The following is a 22,452-nucleotide window of genomic DNA, read 5'->3' as shown; positions in this document are numbered from 1 at the left end:
CCTCTCGCCGCGCTCAATGCGCCACGGCGGCCAACAGTTTCGCGGCGATGGCGGCAAAGATCTCTTCCTCGGCGGCGAGCGGCTGACCCGCGTCCGACGCCTCGCGGATCGCAAGCGACAGCGGCAGACGTCCGAGGAACGGCACGCCCATCTCCGCAGCAGCATCTTCAGCGCCGCCCGTGCCGAACGGGTGCGACGCCTGGCCGCAATGCGGGCAAACGTAGGTCGCCATATTCTCGATCACGCCGAGTATCGGCACGCTGGTCTTGTTGAACAGGTCAACCGCACGCCGGGCGTCGATCAGCGACAGGTCCTGCGGCGTGGAGACGATCACGGCGCCCGCGGGCCGAGAACGCTGGATCAGCGATAGCTGGACATCGCCGGTGCCAGGAGGAAGGTCGACGAGTAAGACCTCGGTGTCGCCCCAATCCGCGTCAATCAGGTTTGCCAGCGCTCCCGTCGCCATCGGGCCACGCCAGGCCAGCGCGTGCCCTGGAGAAACAAGCTGGCCAAGAGACAGGAACCGAACCCCATGCGCCTCGACGGGAAGCAGCTTGTCATCTCGGCCCTCAGGCTTCGAATGATTGCCCAACAAGGTGGGCTGCGATGGCCCGTAAACGTCGGCGTCGATCACGCCGACCTTCTTGCCAGCGCGCGCAAGCGCCACGGCCAGGTTGGCCGTGACGGTGGACTTACCGACGCCACCCTTGCCGCTGCCGATTGCGATCAGCGTCCGTGCGGTCTGTGTGGCGGTGAGCGCCACACGCGCTTCACTGACGCCAGGCGCGTTCATCGCGGCAGAGCGCAATTCGTCCTCCAGCGCCTTCCGCTCGGCCTCGCTGAGCCCCGTCGCGTCGGCGATGATTGTCGCAACGCCGCCGCTCAGCTTTCGCGAGCGAACGCGGTCCTCGTGGGGCAAATTGTCCAGAGCGTCGGCCATCTCGCGCGACATAGGAGCCGCCGCGCGGCTTGCCACTGTTTTTCGCCGTAACCCTCTCTATATTCGCGCTCGATGAACATCATTTCCGGGTGGGGCAGCCGCGTCCGCGGCCTGTTCGCCGACACAAAGGGGCCTTGGGGCTCAGGCAGTGGCTCTGGCAGCGGTGGCGGTTCCGAACCGCCGCCTGACGATGGCCAGGGCGCAGGTCCGTGGGGCGAGCCGCCGCGCAAGCGCCGGGCGGGCCTCAACCCTGCGGCCAATGTTGCATCGCTCGACGAGTTGCTGCGCAAGCGGCTCCGCTTCGGCGGTGGTGGCGGCGGCGGCGGCGGATTGCCGACACGCCCGAGCGGCGCCTTGATCTTCTGGGCCGTGCTCGGATTCATAGCCCTCTGGCTCGTCTTCACCTCGATCCACTCGATTTCGCCGGGGCAGCGCGGCGTCGTCCTCCGGTTCGGCCGTTACAGTTCGACCCTTGGTCCCGGCGTCGGGATCACGCTTCCCTCGCCGATCGACCGCGTCACCAAGATCGACGTCGAGAACATTCGGAACATCGACCTGGGATCTGACGACGCCAACGACCTGATGCTGACGGGCGACCAGAACTTGATCGACATCGCTTACCAGGTCCGTTGGAACATCCGCACACCGGAGCTCTACCTGTTCCAGCTTGCGCAGCCGGATGAAACGATCCGCGAGGTCGCCGAAAGCGCGATGAGATCGGTCGTTAGCCGCGTCAGCCTGAACGACGCGATGGGCGACCGCCGCGCCGAGATCGAGGCGCAGGTTGCCGAGAGCATGCAGCGCATCCTCGATTCGTATCGTGCCGGCATCCAGGTGCAGGGCATCGCAATCAAGCAGGCCGACCCGCCTGCCGCAGTGAACGACGCCTTCAAGCAGGTGACGGCGTCGCAGCAGAAGGCGCAGTCTTACATCAACGGCGCGAATGCCTACGCCCTTCAGCTTCGCCAGAAGGCACAGGGAGACGCGACGGCGTTCGACAAGGTTTACGAGCAATATAAGCTCGCTCCGGAGGTTACTCGCCGCCGCATGTATTACGAGACGATGGAGCAGGTCCTTTCGAAGGTCGACAAGACGATCATCGAAGCGCCGGGCATCACGCCTTATCTGCCGCTGCCGCAGGTCCAGAAGTCCACCCAGCAGCAGGAGGCGCAGCAGTGATGGATTTCATTCATCGCCGCCCGCTTATGGCGGCGGGCCTTCTGGTCCTCTTGCTTGGACTGTTGCTGTCGGCCTTTCCCATTATCCCTGAAACTAAACAGGCGGTGGTCGTCCGCTTCGGCAAGCCGGTGGCCGTCCTGAACCAATTCGAGGCAGGCAGGCCGATCGGGGCCGCAGGCGCTGGCATATCGTTCCGAATCCCCTTCATCGATCAGATCGTGTGGATCGATAAGCGCGTTCAGGACGTCGACATGCAGCGTCAGCAGGTCATCTCGACCGACCAGCGTCGCCTCGAGGTCGACGCATTCGCGCGCTATCGCATCGTCGACCCGCTGCTGATGTATATCCGCGCCGGCACAGAGGCGCAGCTGACCGAACAGCTTCGCCCGATCTTGGGGTCGGAAGTGCGCAACGAGCTTGGCCGCATCGAGTTCGCCCAGCTGCTGACGCCGGAACGTCAGGGCATCATGGACAGCGTTCGTACGTCGTTAAACAAGATCGCCCGGCAATATGGCGTCGAGGTGCTGGACGTCCGCATCAAGCGTACTGACCTGCCAGACGGTGCTCCGCTCAGTGCGGCGTTCGATCGCATGCGTACGGCGCGTGAGCAGGAGGCGCGCTCGATTCTTGCCGAGGGAGGCAAACAGGCACAGATCATTCGTGCCCAGGCTGACGCTGACGCTGCGAGGGTATATGCCGCAAGCTTCGGCAAGGATCCCGATTTCTACGATTTCTACCGTGCGATGCAGAGTTATCAGATCACGTTCATCGGCGATGGCCAGGAGAAGGCTTCGCCGACGACCATCGTCTTGTCGCCGCAAAATGATTATCTGAAGGAGTTCTCGGGGCGACCACGATAGTTGGGGCGTTCAAACAGCATTAAGCCGCTGCAGCGATTAGCGCCTTGCGCCCACTGCCAACATATGGAGTATCGATGAGACTGAAGGAGTCCGGAAAAGTGCGCTACGCATATGGGGTCGCAATGGCCCTGCTCTTGGGAGGAACGGCCTTCTCCCTCGCAACGGGGCAAGCGGGCGCTCAGGTGGCTCAGAACTCGCCATCGAGCCTTGCTTCCGCGCCGCGCGGGGCGCCAATGTCGTTCGCCGACCTTGCCGCTCGCTTGCAGCCGGCTGTCGTCAACATCTCGACCAAGCAGCGTGTGCCGGTGCGCACGCAGGCCGACCCGTTCGAGGAATTCTTCAAACGCTTCGACCCCAATTCGCAGGGTCAGAGTCAGGGCGGTGGCAGCGGTGCGCAGCCGCGGACCCGCGAGGCCGGTTCGCTCGGCTCCGGCTTCATCATCTCGCCTGACGGCTACATCGTCACCAACAACCACCTGGTTCAGGGCGTCAACGGCTCCGGCACGGTCGACACGGTCACTGTCATCACGACGGACCGGAAGGAGTATCCGGCCCGCATCATCGGCCGCGACGAGACGTCCGACCTTGCTGTCCTCAAGATCGAAGGACGCAACCTGCCCTATGTGAACTGGGGCGATAGCACCAAGGCGCGGGTCGGCGACTGGGTCCTCGCGATCGGCAATCCCTATGGCCTTGGTGGCACCGTCACCGCCGGCATCATCTCCGCGCTCCACCGCGGCATTACCGGCACTGGCGCCTACGACCGGTACATCCAGACCGACGCGGCCATCAACATGGGCAACTCGGGCGGACCGATGTTCGACCTCAACGGCAACGTCATCGGCATCAACTCGGCGCTGATTTCGCCGACCGGTGCGTCGGTCGGAATCGGCCTCGCCATCCCGGCGGAGCTTGCCAAGCCGGTCGTCGATTCGCTGATGAAGGGCCAGCGGCCGTCGCGCGGCTATCTCGGCGTCGGCCTTCAGCCGCTCGACGAGAACCTCGCGCCGAGCCTCGGCCTTCCCAAGGACAGCGGCGAAATCGTGCGCTCGGTCGTTCCGAACGGTCCGGCGGCACGCGGCGGACTGCAGCAGGGCGACGTCATCGTTCGCGTCAATGGCCAGCCTGTTACGCCCGACCAGACGGTTTCCTACCTTGTCGCCAACACCACTGTCGGCTCGCGGGTCCCGCTTGAGATCGTGCGCGGCGGGCGCCGGATGGCCGTAACCATCCAGGTTGGCGAACGGCCCACGGAGGAAGCCCTGGCGAAGCTCAGCGGTGGCGACACCGGCACCGCCGGTGGCGGCACCGGCTCGACAACGGTCGCACCGCAGAAGGCGCTGGGACTGTCGCTAGCGACGCTAACGCCTGAACTCGCCCGTGCAGCGAGCCTGCCCGCGACGGCACGTGGCGTCATCATCACCGCGGTCGATCCTAATAGCGACGCTGGCGACGAAGGCCTGCAGCGCGGCGATCTTATCGTGTCGGTCAACAATCAGCTGGTGACCACCCCGGCCCAGGTGGTCGGCGCGGTCGACGCGGCGCGCAAGTCAGGACGCTCCAGTGTCCTCCTGCTCGTCAAGCGAGGCAACTCGCCTGAAGCATTCGTCGGCGTCGACATCAGCGGAAAGTAAGCATCCGCTCCCTTGGGGCGGATGATATGAGAAAGCCGTCACGGGATTCGCTCCCGTGACGGCTTTTCCTTTTCCTCGACTAAGCTGCGTTCGTCGTGACGGCCTTATCCGTCGCTGCGGCAGCCCCGAAGCCGCACTGCTTCTGCTCCATCGGGATCTGCTTGGTAATGCGGGTCGCATTCTCCGCATAGGCCTCCGTCACGGAGCCCTGGTTGACCGTCTTGCCCTTCAATGGGCTCACGCCTTTGCAGATATGGAAGACGTGCGGCGTCGCGGCTTTCTTCGCGCCATTTTCCGGCGCGATCCAGTAGACGACATCCTGACCGTTCGGGTGCGCGGCGTCCTTCGTCGCGTCGGCGACCGTCTTGGAGTCCGCGGCGATGGCTTTGGCTTGCTCGGCAACCTCGGGCGAACAAGCCGTCGTGGGCTGGTTGGCTTTGATCTGCGCCGCGCAGCTGTTCATGTCTTTGGTATATTGCTCGACCGATGGCGGGTTGAAATCGATGCCGATGAAGGTCGCCGCGGCGGCCAGCACGATGCCGATGCCGCCGGCAATCTTCTTGTTCTTGGTGTCCATGTCCTTGTCCATGAGGATCAGGACAATGAGCGGCAGGAAGGCGATCACCGTGATGATTGCGCCAAGCTGGTTCTGGAAGAAGAACCTCGCCGTGTCGGACTGACGCGCCGGGTCGTGCTTGTTCGCTGCCTTCCACATCAGGCTCCCGCCGATGGCGAAGACCGCGATGACGACTAGCAGACCGATCAGCAGCGGAAGATTGCCGTGGTCGAACCTATGCTGCCGGAGCATGACGATGCCGGCGATTTCGGTACCGATCGCAATGAACCAGGCGATGGCGGCGAATATGCGAAGGCGCGCGGCAGCGGACTTTTGTCCGTGCGTCGCACGCCATTCCTTGGTGACGTCGACCTCTTCGACCGGTTTTTCGTCGGGCATGATCAGATCCCCCATAAAGGCGCGTGCACCTCGAACGCGGAACGGGGACCTAACCCGTCACGGGTCCATGGTACGCTTAACAGGGATTAGGCTACGGTAGCGGACGAGGCTCCGCAATGGCGGAAGCGATAGCTCGGTTTACGGTAGCGCAGGGGCCTTCGATGAGGCAGGTTCCAGAGCGAAGCCATGAAGAAGACGCTTGCCCTTCTTATTGCAGCCGCCGCCCTGCCCTGCAGCGCAGCAACGCCCTTGCCTTCACCAGCCGGCCTGTACGAGACGCACCAAATTGAGGTCGCGGCCGGTCTAGAGCTCAAGCCAGACGGCCATTTCCGATACGGTCTGTCCTATGGCGCGGTCGATGAGGAAGCGGAAGGTACCTGGAGCACCGCGGGCGCGGATGTGACGCTGACCAGCAATCCGATGCCGAAAGCGCCGGCTTTCGAATTAGTCCGCGACGACCCCGCGCCGAAGGGCGAGTTGTACATGACGCTAGAGGATCCAGGCTTTGAATGGGGCCACCCGCTGGAGGCTATCGCGTCCAGTGACTCGAACGCGGGATTCGAGATCTCCGCGGACGATTCGGGCCGCGTCGACGTTTCAGGCCACGCGCCGATCAAGGCGATTGCGCCGGAAATGCCGGTCTACGGTCCCACTGGGCAGGTCTTTCCACTGTCGCCAGATAGGGGCCACCGGCTGTTTTTCCGCTTTCATCGCAATGACTTGGGGAAAGCGCGCTTCGACGGGGAGAAGCTCAAACGCGAAGGCGACGCGCTTCTCATGCAGCGTTACGACACAGTCTTTCGTTTTCAGAAAGTTCGGCCCTAAAGAGGCTTGGGAGAACGTACTGAGTGGGTTGTAAAAGTTGCCAGCTAATCGAAGGGCTTGAGCGCGAGTGGCGCGATGCCCTGTGCAGCAAGGACATGGACCGGCTGCGCGCGTTGGTGCACCCCGATTTCGTGCTGATCGGCACGCGCTCGACCGGCCCCTTCATGATGCATCGCGATGAGTGGTTGGACGCGATCCAGCGCCGTGACGTCGATTCGATCGAAGTCGAGGTGCAGGACGCGACCGCGCTCGACGAGGTCATGGTCGGCACCATCCGCGCCACCTGGCGGGTCAAATATCTCGGGCGGGTGATCGAAGATTGCGTGCTGCTCACCGACGTGTGGGTCAAAGACAAGGGCGAGTGGCGGGCGCTGCGCCGCCATTCGACGCCGGCACCTGGCATTTGACGCCGGCATTTATCCAAGGGGAAATCTGAATGTCGGTAGATCAGGGCCTGCGGGCGGGCGAGAACGTCAAGGAACTGACGATCCGGGGCATCGTCCTCGGCGCGCTCATCACCGTCGTCTTCACCGCCGCCAACGTCTATCTCGGGCTGAAGATCGGCATCACCTTCGCGACATCGATCCCGGCCGCCGTGATCTCCATGGCCGTGCTCAAGGCCTTCCGCGACACGACCATCCAGGAAAACAATATCGTCCAGACGATCGCCTCGGCGGCGGGAACGCTTTCGGCGATCATCTTCGTGCTGCCCGGCCTGATCATGGTCGGTTGGTGGACCGGCTTTCCTTACTGGCTGTCCGTCGCCGTCATCGGTATCGGCGGCATCCTCGGCGTCATGTACTCGGTGCCGCTGCGGCGAGCGCTCGTGACCGGCACCGACTTGCCTTACCCGGAAGGCGTAGCCGCGGCGGAAGTACTGAAGGTGGGTTCTGGCGTCGGTGGCGCCGAGGAGAACAAGCGCGGCCTCGCGCTCATCGGTGGATCGACGATCGTCGCCGCTGTCTACTTCCTCCTCGCCAAGACCCGGATCGTCACGGACACGGCCGCAAAGGTCTTTCGCGTGGGTGCGGGCGCGTCGGGAATGTCGGCTAGCCTGTCGATGGCGCTGATTGGCGTCGGCCATCTCGTCGGCGTCGCGGTCGGCCTTGCGATGGTCGTCGGCCTCATCATCAGCTGGGTCTTCATCGTTCCGCATTGGACGCAGGATCCCGGGCTCATCGCTCAAGCGGCAGGCGACCTCGAGAAGCTCGTGAGCACGGCATTCCGCACCAAGGCCCGCATGGTCGGTGCCGGTACGATCGGCGTCGCCGCTATCTGGACGCTGCTCAAGATCATCGGGCCGATCGTATCGGGCATCCGCTCGGCGCTGCTTGCCGGCCGCGAACGCAAGGCGGGCCGCGCTGACCAGCTGCCGCTTACCGAGCGCGACATGCCGATCGGCATTGTCACGGGCGTCATCCTCATCTCGATGATCCCGATCGGGCTGTTGCTCTACGCCTTCGGCAACACCGCCCCGATTTCGAGCAGTCCTGGCGCCACCGTCGGCATTAGCATCGTCTACATCCTCATTGCCGGCGTGGTGATCGCCGCGGTCTGCGGTTACATGGCCGGGCTGATCGGCGCGTCGAACAGCCCGATTTCGGGCGTCGGAATCCTCTCGGTGCTCGGCATATCGCTAATCCTCGCGGCGATGTTCCGCGGAGCGGGGGGCGACGAGACCAAGTCGCTGGTCGCTTTCGCCTTGTTTGTGACCGCCATCATCTTCGGCGTCGCGACGATTTCGAACAACAATCTTCAGGATCTGAAGACTGGCCAGTTGGTCGACGCCACGCCGTGGCGGCAGCAGGTCGCGCTGGTGCTCGGCGTCGTGTTCGGCGCTCTCGTCATCCCGCCGATCCTCGACCTTATGAATACCGCCTTCACGTTCCAGGGGGCGCCCGGCGCACGGGCCAGCGCATTGCCGGCGCCGCAGGCCGCGATCATCTCGACGATCGCACAGGGCGTGCTCGGCGGTAGCCTCGACTGGGGCCTGATCCGCGAAGGCGCGATCATCGGCGTCGTCGCCGTTATCATCGACGAGGTTCTCAAGGCATCGTCAGGCAAGCGCATGCATCTTCCGCCGTTGGCTATTGGCATGGGCATTTACCTTCCGATGGAAGCCACCTTGTTCATCCCCGTCGGGGCGGTCCTCGGCTGGTTCTACAACCGCTGGGCTGTTGGCTCGCGCAGCCCGGAATTCGCCGAGCGGATGGGCGTGCTGATGGCGACCGGTCTGATCGTCGGCGAAAGCCTCATGGGCGTCGTCTACGCCGCGGCTGTCGCCGGTGCCGAGAAAGCGGGCTCAGCCGACAGTGCCAGCGTGTTCGCGTTGATCGAGCCATATTCGGCGGTAAATTACGTCAGCTTGGTCGTGTTCGCCGTCGCCGTGATCGCGCTCTACTTGTGGACGAAGTCGCGCGCCTCCGACGCTCCGGCGCCGGACGATCATGCTGCGATGCCTGAGCCGGAAGCCTCGTTCCGCTAGCGCTTCAGCACTTCGCGGCGGAGAGCGGTCGGCTCCCACGGCTTGGCCCCGGCTTCGGCCCAACGGATGAGTCCGACGATGGCCTTGTTAACGGGGGCTTCGGTACCCAGCCGGTCGGCCAGGCGCACCAACTCGCCGTTGATATAGTCGATCTCCGTCTTCCTCCCGGAGGCGAGGTCATCGGCCATCGATGAGCGCGCGCGTTCGTCGATCTTCCACGCCTTCAGGAACAGCTTGTTAAACAGCCAGTCGGGTGATCCGATGACGAGCGGCAACAATGATGGAGCAACGGCGCCGACCTTCTTCGGCTTAATCCGGGCGCGCCGCAGTATGCGTAGGCCCTCGCGCTGGGAGGCGGCGACGACGCGGCGATAGTCATGCTCGCTCAACTCCTCGAGCAGCGTGCGACCGGAGAGAGCATTGACCGCATTGTTCAGGTTGATGAGCAGCTTGCCCCAAGCAAGCCCGAGCATGTCGCGAGAGAGCGAAAGCGCCGCCGGTCCATCGCCAATCGCTTGCGCGAGTCGGCGCGTCTCGGGTCGGTCTTCAGCGAAGAGTTTGCCCGCCACGCCTTTGTGGAAGCGGCCGCCGCCGAGATAGGCGACATTGTAGGGGATCATGCCGGGCACGATTTCCAGCCAGTCCCCGAGTTCCTGCCGCAGCATGTCGGCATTTCCGACCCCATTCTGGAAGCTGATGATTGTCGCGCCTTTGCGACTGCGTGCTCCGATCTCGCGTGCCGTTGCCGCGGTGTCAGCGCTCTTCACGGTGAGGACGATGATGTCGCACTCGCCGATCACGGCCATGTCGGTGCGATAGTCGACGTCGGGCAGGTGCGTCTGCCAGCCGGTGTAGTCGCTGAGCGTCAGGCCGTTGGCGCGGATGTCCTCGGCGAGCTTCTCGCGACCGATGAAGCTGACGGGCAGGCCGGCCGCCTGCCAGCAGCCGCCGATGAAGCAGCCGACCGAGCCGGCACCGACGATCGCAACCTTCGGCAGCTCGGCCAATCAGCCGCGCCCTCGATAGGACGCCACGCCCTGGTCCGGCAGCCACAACCCCTCGGGCGGCGGGCCGGACTGCCAGAAGACGTCGATCGGCATGCCACCGCGGGGATACCAGTATCCGCCGATGCGCAGCCATTGCGGCTTCATCTCATCCATCAACCGTTGCCCGATCCCGACCGTGACGTCCTCATGGAAACCGCAATGATTGCGGAAAGAACCGAGGAAAAGCTTAAGGCTCTTGCTCTCGACGATCGTATCGGCTGGCACATAATCGATGACGAGATGCGCAAAGTCGGGCTGGCCGGTCACTGGGCACAGCGATGTGAACTCCGGCGCCGCAAAGCGGACGAGGTAAAGCGTGCCGGGCCTCGGGTTCGGCACATAGTCGAGAACCGCCTCTTCGGGCGAGGCGGGCAGGGCGCTGGGCTGGCCTAGGTGACGCGTTTCCATCGGCGGCTAGCTAGCAGGGGACGCCGGTTAAGCCTATCCTTGCGCCATGGACTCACTGGTCTCAACCGAATGGCTGGCGGAGCATCTGGGCGAGCCTGACCTCGTCGTGGTGGACGCCAGCTGGCATATGCCTTCCACCGGCCGGAGCGGCCGGGCTGAGTTCCTCGATCAACATATACCGGGCGCCCGATTCCTCGACATCGACGAGGTCAGCGACCGGTCCAATCCTGCGCCGCATATGCTTCCGAGCGCCGAGGTGTTCGGCGAGGCGATGGAGCGGATCGGCGTCGGTCGCGAAGACCGGATCGTCGTCTACGATCATTCGGCGACGCGGAACGCGGTGCGGGGCTGGTTCATGTTCCGGCATTTCGGCGCACGGCATGTGGCAATTCTGGATGGTGGATTCGGGAAGTGGCTTGCGGAGGGCCGCCCGACGGAGAACGGGGAGCCCGCTCACCGGCCGGCGATGTTCGATGCCGAAGAGGATCGGTCGGAAGTCGTGACCAAGCAGCAAATTCTCGCCGGCATTCCTGATCTATTCATCGATGCGCGGGGCAAGGCACGGTTCGAGGGGAGCGAGGCCGATCCGAGACCGGCGGTTGGTGCAGGTCATATTCCGGGTGCTCGGAACCTGCCGTTTGCGGCGCTCTACAACGAGGACGGCACGTTCAAGTCGAAGGACGAAATCCAGCGGCTCTTTGCGGAGGCTGGAGCGGACCCTCAGCAGCCGTTCATCGCGACTTGCGGGTCGGGCGTGACGGCCAACAGTCTGATCTTTGCGGCGCACTTGCTCGGCAACGATTCGGTGCGGCTGTACGACGGCAGCTGGAGCGAGTGGGGTGCCGATCCGGCGACCCCGAAGGCGATCGGTCCCGCTTAAGCGAGAATCAGCCGGGAGACTTCGGCGAGCTCGCGCTGGATTTGCGCGACCAGCTCACGGCTCGCTTCGGCGTGAGGCGCACGACCAGCTTGGCGTTCCTCGAGCAGGGCCTCGACGCCGGCAGCGGTGGCACCGACGAGCCGAGCCGAGCTCTTGTCGAACCAGCGGCGCTTTGCCTCGCCTGCCGAACCCCAGTGAGCCGCGACGTCGAGGTCGTTCTCGGCATCCGAGGCTGGGCCACCGGCGAACGGATCGACGAGCCGCAACGCGTGGCGAACGCTCGCCAGCCGCGACACGGCCTCTGAATAGGGCTCCGACGTCGGCTCAAACGCTGGATCTGGAAACAGGTGCAGCATTGCTCCGGGCTAACCGGAGCAGGGCTAACAAATGTTTAAAACCTGACGGTCGAAGCGCTTAGGCGCCGCTCTTTTCGTCGATGTCGCGAAGAATCCAGCCGCGCTGCGGAATCGTCTCGATGAACTCGGCGCCGCCGCTCGCATTGCGGAGCTTCTTGCGGAGCTTGGAGATGAAGACGTCGATGATCTTGGGCTGCGGCTGGTCGTCGGCGCGGCGATAGAGATGCTTCAGGAGCATCGCGCGGGTGACGACATTGTTGCGCGCGAAAGCCAGCAGCTCGAGCACGCGATATTCCATCTCGGTGATCCCGATCGGATGGCCGTCGATGCGGATCAGGCGCTGCACCTGGTCGACCGACAGGCGGCCGCCGCAAAGGCTTTCGGGCATTTCGCCGCCGGTCGCCTTGAGCGACGACAGCAACCGCGACGCCGCTTCCTCGCTGTCCTCCGGCGAGATGCTGCGCGGGCTACCGATCAGCGCCTGCTGCAGGTCGGCGAGAATGCGGTGAGCGTCCTCGACCAGCCGGACGCCTTCTTCGAAGCGCCGGCGCGACCGGTCGAGCATGGATTCCACCTCTGCGAGGCGTGCGGTGAGACTTTCTTCGGCCATCAAAATCCTAAGGTTGTGCCCCGCTGAATGGATGAACGCGTTACTATAGCTGGTTATTGCGCCTGCGCCGAGGCGAGACTGGAATCGGCCTGCGGCGCATTGAGGATCGTCACGGTCATCGGCCCCTTGTCGACGACGCGCGTGTTGGGATCGCGGACGGTCGAGCGGATGCCGAGCTGCGCGCTATCGCGGCCGGCGACGTCAAGCATGCTCATCTCGCCAAGCGGGCGCGGCGCCGGGCCGCCGAACAAGGCGTCGATCGCCTGCTGTTGCGCTTCGCCCGCGCTGATTCCGGCGGTGCCGGCGACCGGCGGCGCGAGGTTGAAGTCCGGTGGCACGATCAAAGGCGCATTGCGCGCGACCGCAAATTCGTCCGGCGTCTGCTTGTGGGCGCATGCGCCAACGGTAGCGGCGGCGGCCAGCACGACAGCGACGGCAAAGACTTTACGCATGTTCGATTGTCTCCTTGGGGCCTTCCTTACGGGTCAGGAACGCGCGCAGCAACAGGATCACCACGGCAATGCTAATCGCGGCATCGCCAACATTGAATATCAAAAACGGCCGCCATTCGCCAAAATGAAGGTCGGCGAAGTCGGTGACATAGCCGTGGCGGACGCGGTCGAGGATGTTACCGAGGGCGCCGCCGAGCACCATTCCGAGCGCAATTTGGTCGACACGGTTCTTCTCGCGCGTGATCCAGACGCCGACGGCGAGCGCGATAGCAGCGGTCACCGCGACGAGCATCCACCGACCAACTTCGGTCGTCGCGTTGAACAGGCCGAGCGAGATGCCGTTGTTTTCGGTGTAGGTAAAGTTGAAGAAGGGCGTGATAGTGAGCTGGTCGCCGATGCGGTCGATACCGAGCGACCCGGTGACGACCCACTTCACGAGCTGGTCGAGCGCAAACACGATCAGCGCAACGAAATATCCGGAGCGGAAATTCATGCCGCTGCCCCGCGGATGTTCCCGATGTTCGCAGTGACGCGCATGTTTCTGACTTCCGGTTCCGAACGCGACGTTGTCCGGCGATTGCTGGCAGCATGCACGGATGCCGCCCTGTAGGACAGCCATAGCTTAAGCATTCAGGACTTCCTCGCAGCGATGGTCGAGCTCGCCGTCGGCCTTCACTTCGGGAAGGAAGCGCCAGCAGCGGCCGCATTTGTGATTTTCGGTCTTGGTCACCCCGAACGCGTCGCCTTGGCGAACGGCCGAGACGATGAACAGCTCGGCCAGTTCTTCGGGCGAGGCCGGAAGGTCAGGCAGCGTGACTTCGGCTTCGAGGCTGGATCCGACGATCTTGTCGCGCCGCATGGGCTCGATCGCTTCGGTCACCGAGGCGCGAAGTTCGCGCAGCCTGGCCCATTTCATGTCGTCGGCGCCGACCTGCGGGATTTCCGGCCACACCAGGAGGTGCACCGAGCCGGCTTCCGGATAGCGCGTGCCCCATACTTCCTCGCTCGTGAACACGAGCACGGGCGCGAGCCAGCGAACGAGGGAATGGAACAGGGTGTCGAGGACGGTGCGGTAGGCGCGGCGCTTGTCGGTTTCGAACCCTGTCTGCGGGTTCGTCTCGCAATAGAGGACATCCTTGCGGATATCGAAATAGAAGGCCGACAGGTCCTCGTTGCAGAAGTCGGTCAGCGCGCGGACATAGGTGTTGAAGTCGAAGTCCGCGACCGCCTGGCGAATCTTGGCGTCGAGCTCGGCGGTGAGGTGGAGCATGTAGCGCTCCAGCTCCGGGAAGGCAGCGACGTCGGTCAGGCGGTCAGCCTCGCCGAACCCGTCGAGCGCGCCGAGCAGATAGCGGAAGGTGTTGCGGAGCTTGCGGTACTGGTCGGCGACGCCGGCGAGGATTTCCTTGCCGATGCGGTGGTCCTCGGTGAAGTCGACCGACAGCGCCCACAGCCGCAGGATGTCGGCGCCATATTCCTTCATCAGGTCGAGCGGGTTGACGGTGTTGCCGAGGCTCTTGGACATTTTCATGCCCTTTGAGTCCATCGTGAAGCCGTGGGTCAGGACCGCGTCGTAAGGTGCTCGGCCGCGGGTGCCGCAGCTTTCCAGAAGCGACGACTGGAACCAGCCGCGATGCTGGTCGGAGCCCTCGAGATAGAGGTCAGCGGGCCAGCGCTCTTCGGGCCAGTGGCCGCTTTCGAGCGTGAAAACATGGGTGCAGCCGCTGTCGAACCAGACATCGAGAATGTCGGTGACCATTTCGTAATCGTCGGGGTTGCGCGCGTCTCCGAGGAAGGCGGCGGCGTTGGTCGGGTCCCAGGCGTCGACGCCGTTGGCGGTGATCGCCTCGACGATGCGCTGGTTGACCTCGCGGTCGACAAGCAGCTCGCCGGTCTTGCGCTCGACGAAGAGCGCGATCGGCACGCCCCAAGCGCGCTGGCGGCTGATTACCCAGTCGGGGCGGCCTTCGACCATCGAGCCGAGGCGATTGCGGCCCTTTTCGGGGACGAAGCGCGTCTGGCCGATGGCGCGCATCGCGAGATCGCGCAGCGTCGGGCTGCTCGACGGTTCGTCCTCGACCGGGTTGACCCCGCCGCCTTCATTCTCCCAGCGCTGCTCGGGCCGAGTGATCGGCGAAAATTGCGCGATGGGCTTGTCCATCGCGATGAACCATTGCGGCGTGCAGCGGTAGATGACCTTGGCCTTCGAGCGCCACGAATGCGGGTAGCTGTGGACGAAGTCCGCGCTGGAGGCGAGCAGAGCGCCTGCCTCGCGCAGGTCCGAACAGATCGGGCCGTCGGGGGCGTTGAACTTGGCGTTGATGACGCTGCCCTGGCCGCCGAGCCACGCCCAGTCGGGCCGGTACATGCCGCCCGCATCGACGGCGAAGACGGGGTCGATCCCGTTCGCCTTGCACAGTTCGAAATCGTCCTCGCCATGGTCGGGCGCCATGTGGACGAGGCCCGTGCCTTGGTCGGTGGTAACGAAGTCGCCGGGCAGGAACGGACGCGGCTTGGCGAAGAAGCCGCCAAGCTTGTGCATTGGGTGGCGGGCGAAGGTACCGGCGAGGTCGGAGCCTTTGAAGGTCGACCCATCTGAGTCCAATATAAGTTCAACGTCGCCAGCTGAGGCGGTCGCCTTTTGCAGGCGCTTTTCGACTTCTGAAACCAAGTCACTGGCGAGCACTAGGCCGGACGCCTCCGCAAGCCAGGGAAATGCCTCGGCCACTATATCGTGAGCTGCCCGAGCCGACGTTTCGGATCCGTCAGTTCCTCCCACGCCCCACGTGTAAATGCCATATTCGACGTCAGGCCCGTAAGCGATTCCTTGGTTGACCGGGATCGTCCACGGCGTTGTCGTCCAGATGACCGCATGCGCGCCGACCAGTTCCGGGATCGGGCTCTCGACGATCTCGAACGCCACGTCGATCTGGGTCGAGGTGATGTCCTCATATTCGATTTCGGCTTCGGCGAGCGCGGTCTTCTCGACCGGCGACCACATCACCGGTTTGGCGCCGCGGTAAAGCTGGCCGCTCTCGGCGAACTTGAACAGTTCGGAGACGATCGTGCCTTCGGCAAAATAGGCCATCGTCAGATAGGGCTTGTCCCACTGCGCGCTGATACCGAGGCGCTTCAGCTGCTCGCGCTGAACATCGACCCAATGCTGGGCGTAGGCGCGGCATTCGGCGCGGAATTCCTTCGCCGGGACCTCGTCCTTGTTGAGCTTCTTCTTTCGGTACTGCTCCTCGACCTTCCACTCGATGGGGAGGCCGTGACAGTCCCAGCCGGGCACGTAGGGGGCGTCCTTGCCGAGCAGGGTCTGGGTGCGGACGACCATGTCCTTGAGCGTGTGATTGAGCGCGTGGCCGATGTGGATGTCGCCGTTGGCGTAGGGCGGGCCGTCGTGGAAGATGAACTTCTCGCGGCCTTCGCGCGCGGCGCGGATCTGCTGGTAGAGGCCTTCCGATTCCCAGCGCGCGGCGATCGCCGGCTCCTTCTGCGGCAGGCCGGCCTTCATCGGGAAGTCGGTCTTGGGCAGGAAGACGGTCGGGCGGTAGTCGGTCTTGGTCTGTTCAGGGGCGTCGGCCATTGGCGCGGGCTCTAGCGGTCACTCATCAGATTGCAAATGTGAGGGATTAGTCGAGCGCGAGCAGGCGCCGCGCCTTGGCCTCGTCGTCCTTCATATGGGCGATCAGCGGCTCGATGCCATCGAACTTCAATTCCTCGCGGATGAAGGCGTGGAGCGCGACCTCGATCTTGCGGCCGTAAAGATCGCCGTCGAAATTGAAGAGGTGGGCCTCGAGCAGCTCCTGCGGCGGAGTGAAGGTGGGGCGGACGCCGAGACTGGCGACGCCTGGGTGCTCGCTGCCGTCGTCGAGGGTCACGCGGACGGCGTAGATGCCGTACTTCGGGCGGAGATAGTCGCCGAGGACGAGGTTGGCAGTCGGATAGCCGAGCTGGCGGCCGCGCTGGTCGCCCTTCTGGACGATGTCCTCGATCGCGAAGTCGCGGCTGAGGAGGTGGGTGGCGTGGCCGATGTCGCCGCCTTTCAGCGAGTCACGAATGCGTCCGGAGGAGACGCGCTCGCCGTCGACGAGGACGGGCGCGACGGCTTCGGCGATGATTCCGGAATGAGCACCGAGCGTGCGCAGCGTCTCGACGTTTCCGGTGCGGCCCTTGCCGAAGCTGAAGTCGTCGCCAGTGACGACGCCGGCGGCGCCGATCTTGCCGGCGAGCAGCCAGGAGACGAACTCCTCGGCGCTCGTCTCGCGCAGCTTCTCGCCGAATTCGAACACCAGCATGGCGTCGGCGCCGGCGTGGGCGAACAGCTCCTCGCGCTGGTCGAGGGTGGTGAGGCGAAAGGGCGGGAGGTCGGGCTTGAAGTAGCGGACGGGGTGCGGCTCGAACGTCGCGACGATGACCTTCCGCCGCTCGTGGAAGCCGCGCTGCACCGCGCGTCCGACCACCGCTTGGTGACCGAGATGAAAGCCGTCGAAGTTGCCGAGGGCGACGATGCTCCCCTTCAGGTCGTCGGGGACGTCGTCGATGGTCGCGCGCTGCATTGGCAGGGGCCTTATCGGCCACGCGCCGACGCTGCAAATCAGCGGAGGCCGACGATCCTTTTGACCAGGCGGTACTCGTGCCAGGCGAGGGCCATGACGATCACGTCGAGCAGGCTCAGGATGATGAGGCCGGGGTCGCGCACGTAGACGTAGCGTTGCACCTGATAGGCGATGAACAGGCTCAGCACCGCGAAGGTGGCGGGATAGGCCCACAGCTTCTCGCGCAGCAGGCCGACGACGATGACCAGGTTCGCCAGGCCGTGGCTGATCAAATAGAATGCGTAATAGCGGTGCTCGTTGGGGGTGAAAAAACGGGCGAAGGCGTCGTGCCGGTCGACGCGATAGAGGAGCCGGAGGATCGCGTCGGTGCTGAACAGCGACAGCGCGATGCCGCCGGCGATCTCGGCGAGCGCGTGAAGCCCCTTCAGCGCGACACTGATCTGATACAGCCGATGGATGTTCCGTTCGTGCATTTTTGCCCTTGAGCCTCAGCACCTTGACTCGCGCAATAGCGAATCCTATTTGCCTTCTATCCCGATCCACCGGTTCCGGCGGCGCATTCGTGCGCGCGTCGGTTTTTTCGTTAGGTTTCGGGACTTTTAAGCGACGAGATGGGGCGACGGGCGCCCTGTGGAGCTTGAAGAAGGATAACGAATGGCTCGTATTGCCGGGGTCAACATCCCCACCAACAAGCGCGTCGAAATCGCGCTGACCTACATCCACGGTATTGGCCGCACGACGGCCAAGAAGATCACCGAGCAGCTCGGAATCACGTCCGAGAAGCGCGTTCAGGACCTGACCGACCAGGAAGTCCTGCACATCCGCGAAGCGATCGACAAGGACTTCACGGTCGAGGGCGATCTTCGCCGTGAGACCGCGATGAACATCAAGCGACTGATGGACCTCGCCTGCTACCGCGGGCTTCGCCATCGCAGGGGCCTCCCGGTTCGCGGCCAGCGCACGCACACCAATGCGCGTACCCGCAAGGGCAAGGCCAAGCCGATCGCGGGCAAGAAGAAGTAAGCCATCCGGCTCACCTCTTCCGACCGACCGTCAGCAGCTCAAGATTGTAGGAAATTAGAATGGCACGCGAACCGCAGCGTCTCCGCAGAAGGGAGCGCAAGAACATTTCGGCCGGCGTGGCTCACGTCAACGCCAGCTTCAACAACACCATGATCACCATCACCGACGCCCAGGGCAATGCTATTGCCTGGTCGAGCGCCGGCATGATGGGCTTCAAGGGCAGCCGCAAGTCGACCCCCTATGCCGCGCAGGTCGCCGCAGAGGACGCGGGCCGCAAGGCTGCCGAGCATGGCGTCCGCACGCTCGAGGTCGAGGTCAAGGGCCCCGGATCGGGCCGTGAAAGCGCGCTTCGTGCGCTGCAGGCCGTCGGCTTCCAGATCACTTCGATCCGCGACGTGACCCCGATCCCGCACAACGGTGTCCGTCCGAGCAAGAGGCGTCGCGTCTAAGCGTCAGGCGCGCCGCTGCCGCGGCCTCGCAATGCCGCGGCGAAACACAATAGTATCGGCGGGAGACGTCCCGCCAAAGGGCAGGAAGACATATGGCCGTCAACGCAAAGAACTGGCAGGAACTCAAGAAGCCCAACGCGCTCGAGAAGAAGCAGTCGGGAGGCGACAGCCGCCGCCGCGCCGCGTTCGTCGCCGAGCCACTGGAGCGTGGCTTCGGAATGACGTTGGGCAACTCGCTTCGCCGCGTGCTGCTGAGCTCGCTCCAGGGCGCCGCCGTCACGTCGATCAAGATCGATGGCGTTCTCCACGAATTTTCGAGCCTGACGGGCGTCCGTGAGGACGTCACCGACATCGTGCTCAACGTGAAGCAGATCGCGCTTCGCATGGAAGGCGAGGGCCCGAAGCGCCTTCATCTTTCGGCCACCGGCCCGGCGGAAGTCACCGCGGGCATGATCGCAACGTCGGGCGACATCGAGGTCACCAACCCCGACCTTGTGATCTGTCACCTGGACGAGGGCGCGACGCTCAACATGGAGCTGACGGTGGACATCGGTAAGGGCTACCAGCCCGCCGCCGCCAATCGTCCGGCCGACGCGCCGATCGGCCTCATCCCGGTTGACGCGCTGTACAGCCCGGTCCGCCAGGTTGCGTACAAGGTTGAGAACACCCGCGTCGGGCAGGAGCTCGATTATGACAAGCTCACGCTGACGATCGAGACCGACGGAACGGTCGCGCCGGAAGACGCGCTCGCTTACGCCGCACGCATCCTGCAGGACCAGCTTCAGCTGTTCGTCCACTTCGACGACAGCCAGGTTCGCATGGCGCCGTCGCCGATGATCGGAGGCGCGACTGCGGCGATGCCGGTCGAAACGCAGACCGACACCAACCAGCTCAACCGTTACCTTCTCAAGAAGGTCGACGAGCTCGAGCTGTCGGTGCGCAGCGCCAACTGCCTCAAGAACGACAACATCATCTACATCGGCGACCTGGTCCAGAAGACCGAAGCCGAGATGCTGCGCACGCCGAATTTCGGCCGCAAGTCGCTCAACGAGATCAAGGAAGTGCTCGCGTCGATGGGCCTTCGCCTCGGCATGGACATCCCCGGATGGCCGCCGGAGAACATCGAAGAGATGGCCAAGAAGCTCGAGCAGGAAATGCTCGGCTAAGCGAGCTTCGGTTTTGAAGAATTAGAGAGGGCCGTCCCGCTGGGGCGGCCCTTTTTCGTTGTGAGTTTGGGGCAGCTTTCGACCCATTCCGAACACTGGACGGTTCGTTCTGTGTCGGACTCGTTGCGGGTACCAATTGCGAAGTCCGATGCGCGCTTGATCTCACTGGGGGTTGCGCTTGACGGGTCGCGCTCGGCATCCTGCGATCGATGGGGGATCGCGCCGACGAACAGGATGAAAGTCTCGTCGCTGCGGCGGCTGCGGGAGATCGCGCGGCGTTCGAGGCTCTACTTCGCCGGCACTACGATCGCATTCACGGCATTGCCTGGCAGCTGACCGGATCGCGTGCGGATGCCGACGACATCGCGCAGGAGGTTTGCTGCGCGCTGGTCGAGAAGATCGGCAGCTTTCGCGGCGAGGCCAAGTTTACGACATGGCTGACTGGGATCACCTTCAATGCCTGCCGCGACTTCCGGCGGCGGCGGCGGTCGCTTGGCGGGTTTCTCGACAAGCTGACGGTGCTTGCCGGGCTGTCGAGGGAAGAGCCGCACCGCGACCCTTATGACGGCGTGTGGTTGAAGAGCGCCATTGCGCGCCTCTCGCCCACGCTGCGCGACACCGTTGTGCTCGTCGCGGGGCAGCAGCTTTCGCATGCAGAGGTCGCAGCAGTACTCGGCATCCCCGAGAAGACCGTGGCCTGGCGCATGCATCAGGCGCGCAAGCTTCTTTCCGCCGACGAAAAATAATCCGCGACCCATCAAAGGTTTTCCCTCGCCGCCGCGTCAGAGTGTGTGGCGGGCAATCAGGCGCGCCATGTGAAAGGGAGAACATCCATGTGGCGCCAACAACGAGCCACCGGCCTGGCTCTGGCCGTCATGTTCCTGGTGTCTTGCGCCAAGTCGGCGGTCGAGGCGCCGGTGGCATCGCCCGTCGACGCAGCGCAGGAAGCAAAGTCGGGAGAGATTGTCCTCACCGGTACGCGGGTCCCTCCCGCATCGGTGAGCCAACGCGCGGATTCCCTGGCGATGATCGCGCCGCCGCCACCTCCTCCGCCGCCGCCCCCAATGGCGCCGGGCATGTACGTCCCCCAGAATTGGTCGCCCCCTTATCATGACGTCGGACGCGACAAGTTCACGCATGTGGACGAGAACCCGTTCAAGATCGCGCAGGAAGCGCCGGTTTCGACCTTCTCGATCGACGTCGACACGGCGTCCTATTCCTGGGTGCGGGCGTCGCTGAACCAGAATGTGCTGCCGCAGCCGGCGTCGGTCCGAACCGAGGAAATGGTGAACTATTTCCCCTACGATTATGCCGCCCCTCGCTCCAAGGAGCAGCCGTTCGCAACAAATGTCACGATCATGCCCAGCCCGTGGTCGGCCGGGCGCAAGCTTATCCGCATCGGCATCAAGGGCTATTCGGTGACGCCGGCAGCGCGGTCGCGCACGAACCTCGTCTTCCTGATCGACACGTCGGGTTCGATGCAGGAGCCGAATAAGCTGCCGCTCGTGAAGCAGTCGCTCGAGATGCTGCTCGACAAGCTGGCGCCAACCGACACGGTCGCGATCGTGACCTATGCCGGTAATGCGGGTACCGCGCTGGAGCCGACGATGGCGCGCGAAAAGCGCAAGATCGAGGCGGTGATCGACTCGCTCGGCGCGGGCGGAAGCACAGCGGGCGCGGAAGGTATCCGCCAAGCTTACGCGCTGGCCGAGGCCAATCTCGATCCGCACGGCGTCAATCGCGTCATCCTGGCGACCGACGGCGACTTCAATGTCGGCATCACCGACCAGGAGGAGTTGAAGGGCTATATCGAGCGTGAGCGCGAGAAGGGCGTTTTCTTGTCCGTGCTCGGTTACGGCATGGGCAATTACAACGACGCGCTGATGCAGGTGCTGGCCCAGAACGGCAACGGTACCGCAGCCTATATCGACACGCTTTCGGAGGCGCGGAAGACGCTGGTCGAGGAAGCGGGATCGACGCTGTTCCCGATCGCCAAGGACGTGAAGATCCAGGTCGAGTTCAACCCGGCGACGGTCGCCGAGTATCGGCTGATCGGGTACGAGACCCGCGCGCTCAATCGCGGCGACTTCGACAATGACAAGGTCGATGCGGGCGACGTCGGGTCGGGCCAGACGGTCACGGCGATGTACGAGATCGTGCCGGTCGGCGGACCGCGGACGATGAGCGACCTTCGCTACTCGGTCCCGGCGAGGTCGATTGCGTGTAGCCGCGGCGAATATGGCTTCGTGAAGATCCGCTACAAATTGCCGAAGTCGAACACGAGCCGGCTGATCTCGACGCCGGTCGGTCGTGGCGTGGAAGTCGCCAGCCTCGCCGCAGCGCCGCAGGACGCACGCTTCGCGGCGGCGGTGACCGGCTTCGCCGAGCTTCTGCGCGGAGGGAAGTATAGCGGAACTCTGACCTATGACGACGTGCTGAAGCTGGCGGCTTCTGCGCGTGGCAAGGACGAGTTCGGATACCGGTCGGAGTTCATGCAACTGGTGCGGGCTGCGAAGAGCGCCCGGACGCTCGCGAAGCTGGAGGAGTGACGGCCGGTGTGGCCGGCGGCAGATGGCCTGCCGCCGGCCATGCCTTTCTTATGGGTTCGACGGAGCGGCGATT

23 protein-coding genes are annotated in these 22,452 nt (G+C 64.2%); 12 read left to right on the top strand and 11 right to left on the bottom strand.

All coding sequences use genetic code 11. The features are described 5' to 3' along the window. Positions 1-13 precede the first annotated feature (13 nt). Positions 14-940: an Mrp/NBP35 family ATP-binding protein gene (locus ABD704_RS07310; protein ID WP_344699022.1), complete on the bottom strand. Its 927-nt coding sequence runs from the start codon at positions 938-940 to the stop codon at positions 14-16. 72 nt (positions 941-1,012) lie between these two features. Between ABD704_RS07310 and hflK the strand changes: the two genes are divergently transcribed. From hflK to ABD704_RS07295, 3 genes are all read left to right on the top strand, one after another. Further along, a complete protein-coding gene (gene hflK / locus ABD704_RS07305) occupies positions 1,013-2,119 on the top strand; it encodes an FtsH protease activity modulator HflK (RefSeq protein ID WP_344699021.1) in 1,107 nt (368 codons plus the stop codon). After that, positions 2,119-2,979 carry a protease modulator HflC gene (gene hflC / locus ABD704_RS07300; RefSeq protein WP_344699020.1) on the top strand — a complete coding sequence of 287 codons (861 nt, stop codon included), beginning with the start codon at positions 2,119-2,121 and terminating at the stop codon, positions 2,977-2,979. The genes hflK and hflC overlap by 1 nt, the downstream gene beginning before the upstream one ends. 98 nt (positions 2,980-3,077) lie before the next feature. After that, on the top strand, positions 3,078-4,613 hold the full coding sequence (locus ABD704_RS07295; protein WP_344699019.1) for a Do family serine endopeptidase: 1,536 nt from the start codon (positions 3,078-3,080) through the stop codon (positions 4,611-4,613). A 79-nt stretch (positions 4,614-4,692) separates the two neighbouring features. Here the strand turns inward: ABD704_RS07295 and ABD704_RS07290 are convergent, their stop codons facing one another. After that, positions 4,693-5,568 carry a hypothetical protein gene (locus ABD704_RS07290; protein WP_344699018.1) on the bottom strand — a complete coding sequence of 292 codons (876 nt, stop codon included), beginning with the start codon at positions 5,566-5,568 and terminating at the stop codon, positions 4,693-4,695. A gap of 249 nt (positions 5,569-5,817) precedes the next feature. On the opposite strand from ABD704_RS07290, the gene ABD704_RS07285 reads away from it, so the two are divergent. Genes ABD704_RS07285 through ABD704_RS07275 form a run of 3 tightly spaced genes read left to right on the top strand, consistent with a single transcriptional unit; the run spans position 5,818 to position 8,878 of the window. Continuing rightward, the gene (locus ABD704_RS07285) at positions 5,818-6,393 is read left to right on the top strand and encodes a hypothetical protein (protein WP_344699017.1); all 576 of its coding nucleotides are present in this window, start codon (positions 5,818-5,820) and stop codon (positions 6,391-6,393) included. A gap of 23 nt (positions 6,394-6,416) precedes the next feature. Next, a complete protein-coding gene (locus ABD704_RS07280; RefSeq protein ID WP_344699016.1) occupies positions 6,417-6,800 on the top strand; it encodes a nuclear transport factor 2 family protein in 384 nt (127 codons plus the stop codon). A 29-nt stretch (positions 6,801-6,829) separates the two neighbouring features. Then, on the top strand, positions 6,830-8,878 hold the full coding sequence (locus ABD704_RS07275) for an OPT family oligopeptide transporter (RefSeq protein WP_344699015.1): 2,049 nt from the start codon (positions 6,830-6,832) through the stop codon (positions 8,876-8,878). Here the strand turns inward: ABD704_RS07275 and ABD704_RS07270 are convergent. Together ABD704_RS07270 and queF are read right to left on the bottom strand one after the other, a co-directional pair. Beyond that, entirely contained in the window at positions 8,875-9,885 is a 1,011-nt protein-coding gene (locus ABD704_RS07270) for a 2-dehydropantoate 2-reductase (RefSeq protein WP_344699014.1), read from the bottom strand. The two genes, ABD704_RS07275 and ABD704_RS07270, sit on opposite strands and share 4 nt — an antisense overlap. Further along, positions 9,886-10,332 (bottom strand): preQ(1) synthase, encoded by a 447-nt coding sequence (queF, locus tag ABD704_RS07265; RefSeq protein ID WP_344699013.1) that lies wholly within the window; start codon positions 10,330-10,332, stop codon positions 9,886-9,888. It abuts the gene before it with no gap. 46 nt (positions 10,333-10,378) lie between these two features. Between queF and ABD704_RS07260 the strand changes: the two genes are divergently transcribed. Then, complete coding sequence (locus ABD704_RS07260) at positions 10,379-11,212, top strand: sulfurtransferase (RefSeq protein ID WP_344699012.1); 834 nt, start codon at positions 10,379-10,381, stop codon at positions 11,210-11,212. Here ABD704_RS07260 and ABD704_RS07255 read toward each other — a convergent pair. From ABD704_RS07255 to ABD704_RS07225, 7 genes are all read right to left on the bottom strand, one after another. Beyond that, positions 11,209-11,568, bottom strand: coding sequence for a hypothetical protein (locus ABD704_RS07255; RefSeq protein ID WP_344699011.1), 360 nt, complete (start codon positions 11,566-11,568; stop codon positions 11,209-11,211). The two genes, ABD704_RS07260 and ABD704_RS07255, sit on opposite strands and share 4 nt — an antisense overlap. Positions 11,569-11,626: 58 nt before the next feature. Beyond that, positions 11,627-12,178 (bottom strand): winged helix-turn-helix domain-containing protein, encoded by a 552-nt coding sequence (locus ABD704_RS07250; RefSeq protein ID WP_344699010.1) that lies wholly within the window; start codon positions 12,176-12,178, stop codon positions 11,627-11,629. Positions 12,179-12,231: 53 nt separating this feature from the next. Next, on the bottom strand, positions 12,232-12,630 hold the full coding sequence (locus ABD704_RS07245) for a DUF3035 domain-containing protein (protein ID WP_344699009.1): 399 nt from the start codon (positions 12,628-12,630) through the stop codon (positions 12,232-12,234). Then, positions 12,623-13,123, bottom strand: coding sequence for a signal peptidase II (gene lspA / locus ABD704_RS07240; RefSeq protein ID WP_344699008.1), 501 nt, complete (start codon positions 13,121-13,123; stop codon positions 12,623-12,625). The genes ABD704_RS07245 and lspA overlap by 8 nt, the downstream gene beginning before the upstream one ends. 129 nt (positions 13,124-13,252) lie before the next feature. Further along, entirely contained in the window at positions 13,253-16,219 is a 2,967-nt protein-coding gene (gene ileS, locus ABD704_RS07235; protein WP_344699007.1) for an isoleucine--tRNA ligase, read from the bottom strand. A gap of 46 nt (positions 16,220-16,265) precedes the next feature. Further along, complete coding sequence (locus ABD704_RS07230) at positions 16,266-17,192, bottom strand: bifunctional riboflavin kinase/FAD synthetase (RefSeq protein WP_344699005.1); 927 nt, start codon at positions 17,190-17,192, stop codon at positions 16,266-16,268. A gap of 38 nt (positions 17,193-17,230) precedes the next feature. Beyond that, on the bottom strand, positions 17,231-17,665 hold the full coding sequence (locus ABD704_RS07225) for a DUF2127 domain-containing protein (RefSeq protein WP_344699004.1): 435 nt from the start codon (positions 17,663-17,665) through the stop codon (positions 17,231-17,233). 181 nt (positions 17,666-17,846) lie between these two features. Between ABD704_RS07225 and rpsM the strand changes: the two genes are divergently transcribed. The 5 genes from rpsM to ABD704_RS07200 all read left to right on the top strand — a co-directional run bounded on the left by rpsM (position 17,847) and on the right by ABD704_RS07200 (position 22,379). After that, positions 17,847-18,215, top strand: coding sequence for a 30S ribosomal protein S13 (rpsM, locus tag ABD704_RS07220; protein ID WP_344699003.1), 369 nt, complete (start codon positions 17,847-17,849; stop codon positions 18,213-18,215). A 59-nt stretch (positions 18,216-18,274) separates the two neighbouring features. Continuing rightward, on the top strand, positions 18,275-18,664 hold the full coding sequence (gene rpsK / locus ABD704_RS07215; protein WP_344699002.1) for a 30S ribosomal protein S11: 390 nt from the start codon (positions 18,275-18,277) through the stop codon (positions 18,662-18,664). Between the two features lie 92 nt (positions 18,665-18,756). Continuing rightward, positions 18,757-19,830 (top strand): DNA-directed RNA polymerase subunit alpha, encoded by a 1,074-nt coding sequence (locus ABD704_RS07210; RefSeq protein WP_344699001.1) that lies wholly within the window; start codon positions 18,757-18,759, stop codon positions 19,828-19,830. A 209-nt stretch (positions 19,831-20,039) separates the two neighbouring features. Next, complete coding sequence (locus ABD704_RS07205) at positions 20,040-20,576, top strand: RNA polymerase sigma factor (protein ID WP_344699000.1); 537 nt, start codon at positions 20,040-20,042, stop codon at positions 20,574-20,576. Positions 20,577-20,663: 87 nt separating this feature from the next. Next, complete coding sequence (locus ABD704_RS07200) at positions 20,664-22,379, top strand: vWA domain-containing protein (protein ID WP_344698999.1); 1,716 nt, start codon at positions 20,664-20,666, stop codon at positions 22,377-22,379. The last annotated feature ends 73 nt before the right edge of the window (positions 22,380-22,452 follow it).

Origin of the sequence: Sphingomonas limnosediminicola (genome assembly GCF_039537965.1) — a bacterium.
Classification (GTDB): Bacteria; Pseudomonadota; Alphaproteobacteria; order Sphingomonadales; family Sphingomonadaceae; genus Sphingomicrobium; species Sphingomicrobium limnosediminicola.
The sequence above is the reverse complement of the archived record's forward strand: the minus strand, read 5'-3'. Positions and strand labels throughout refer to the sequence as shown.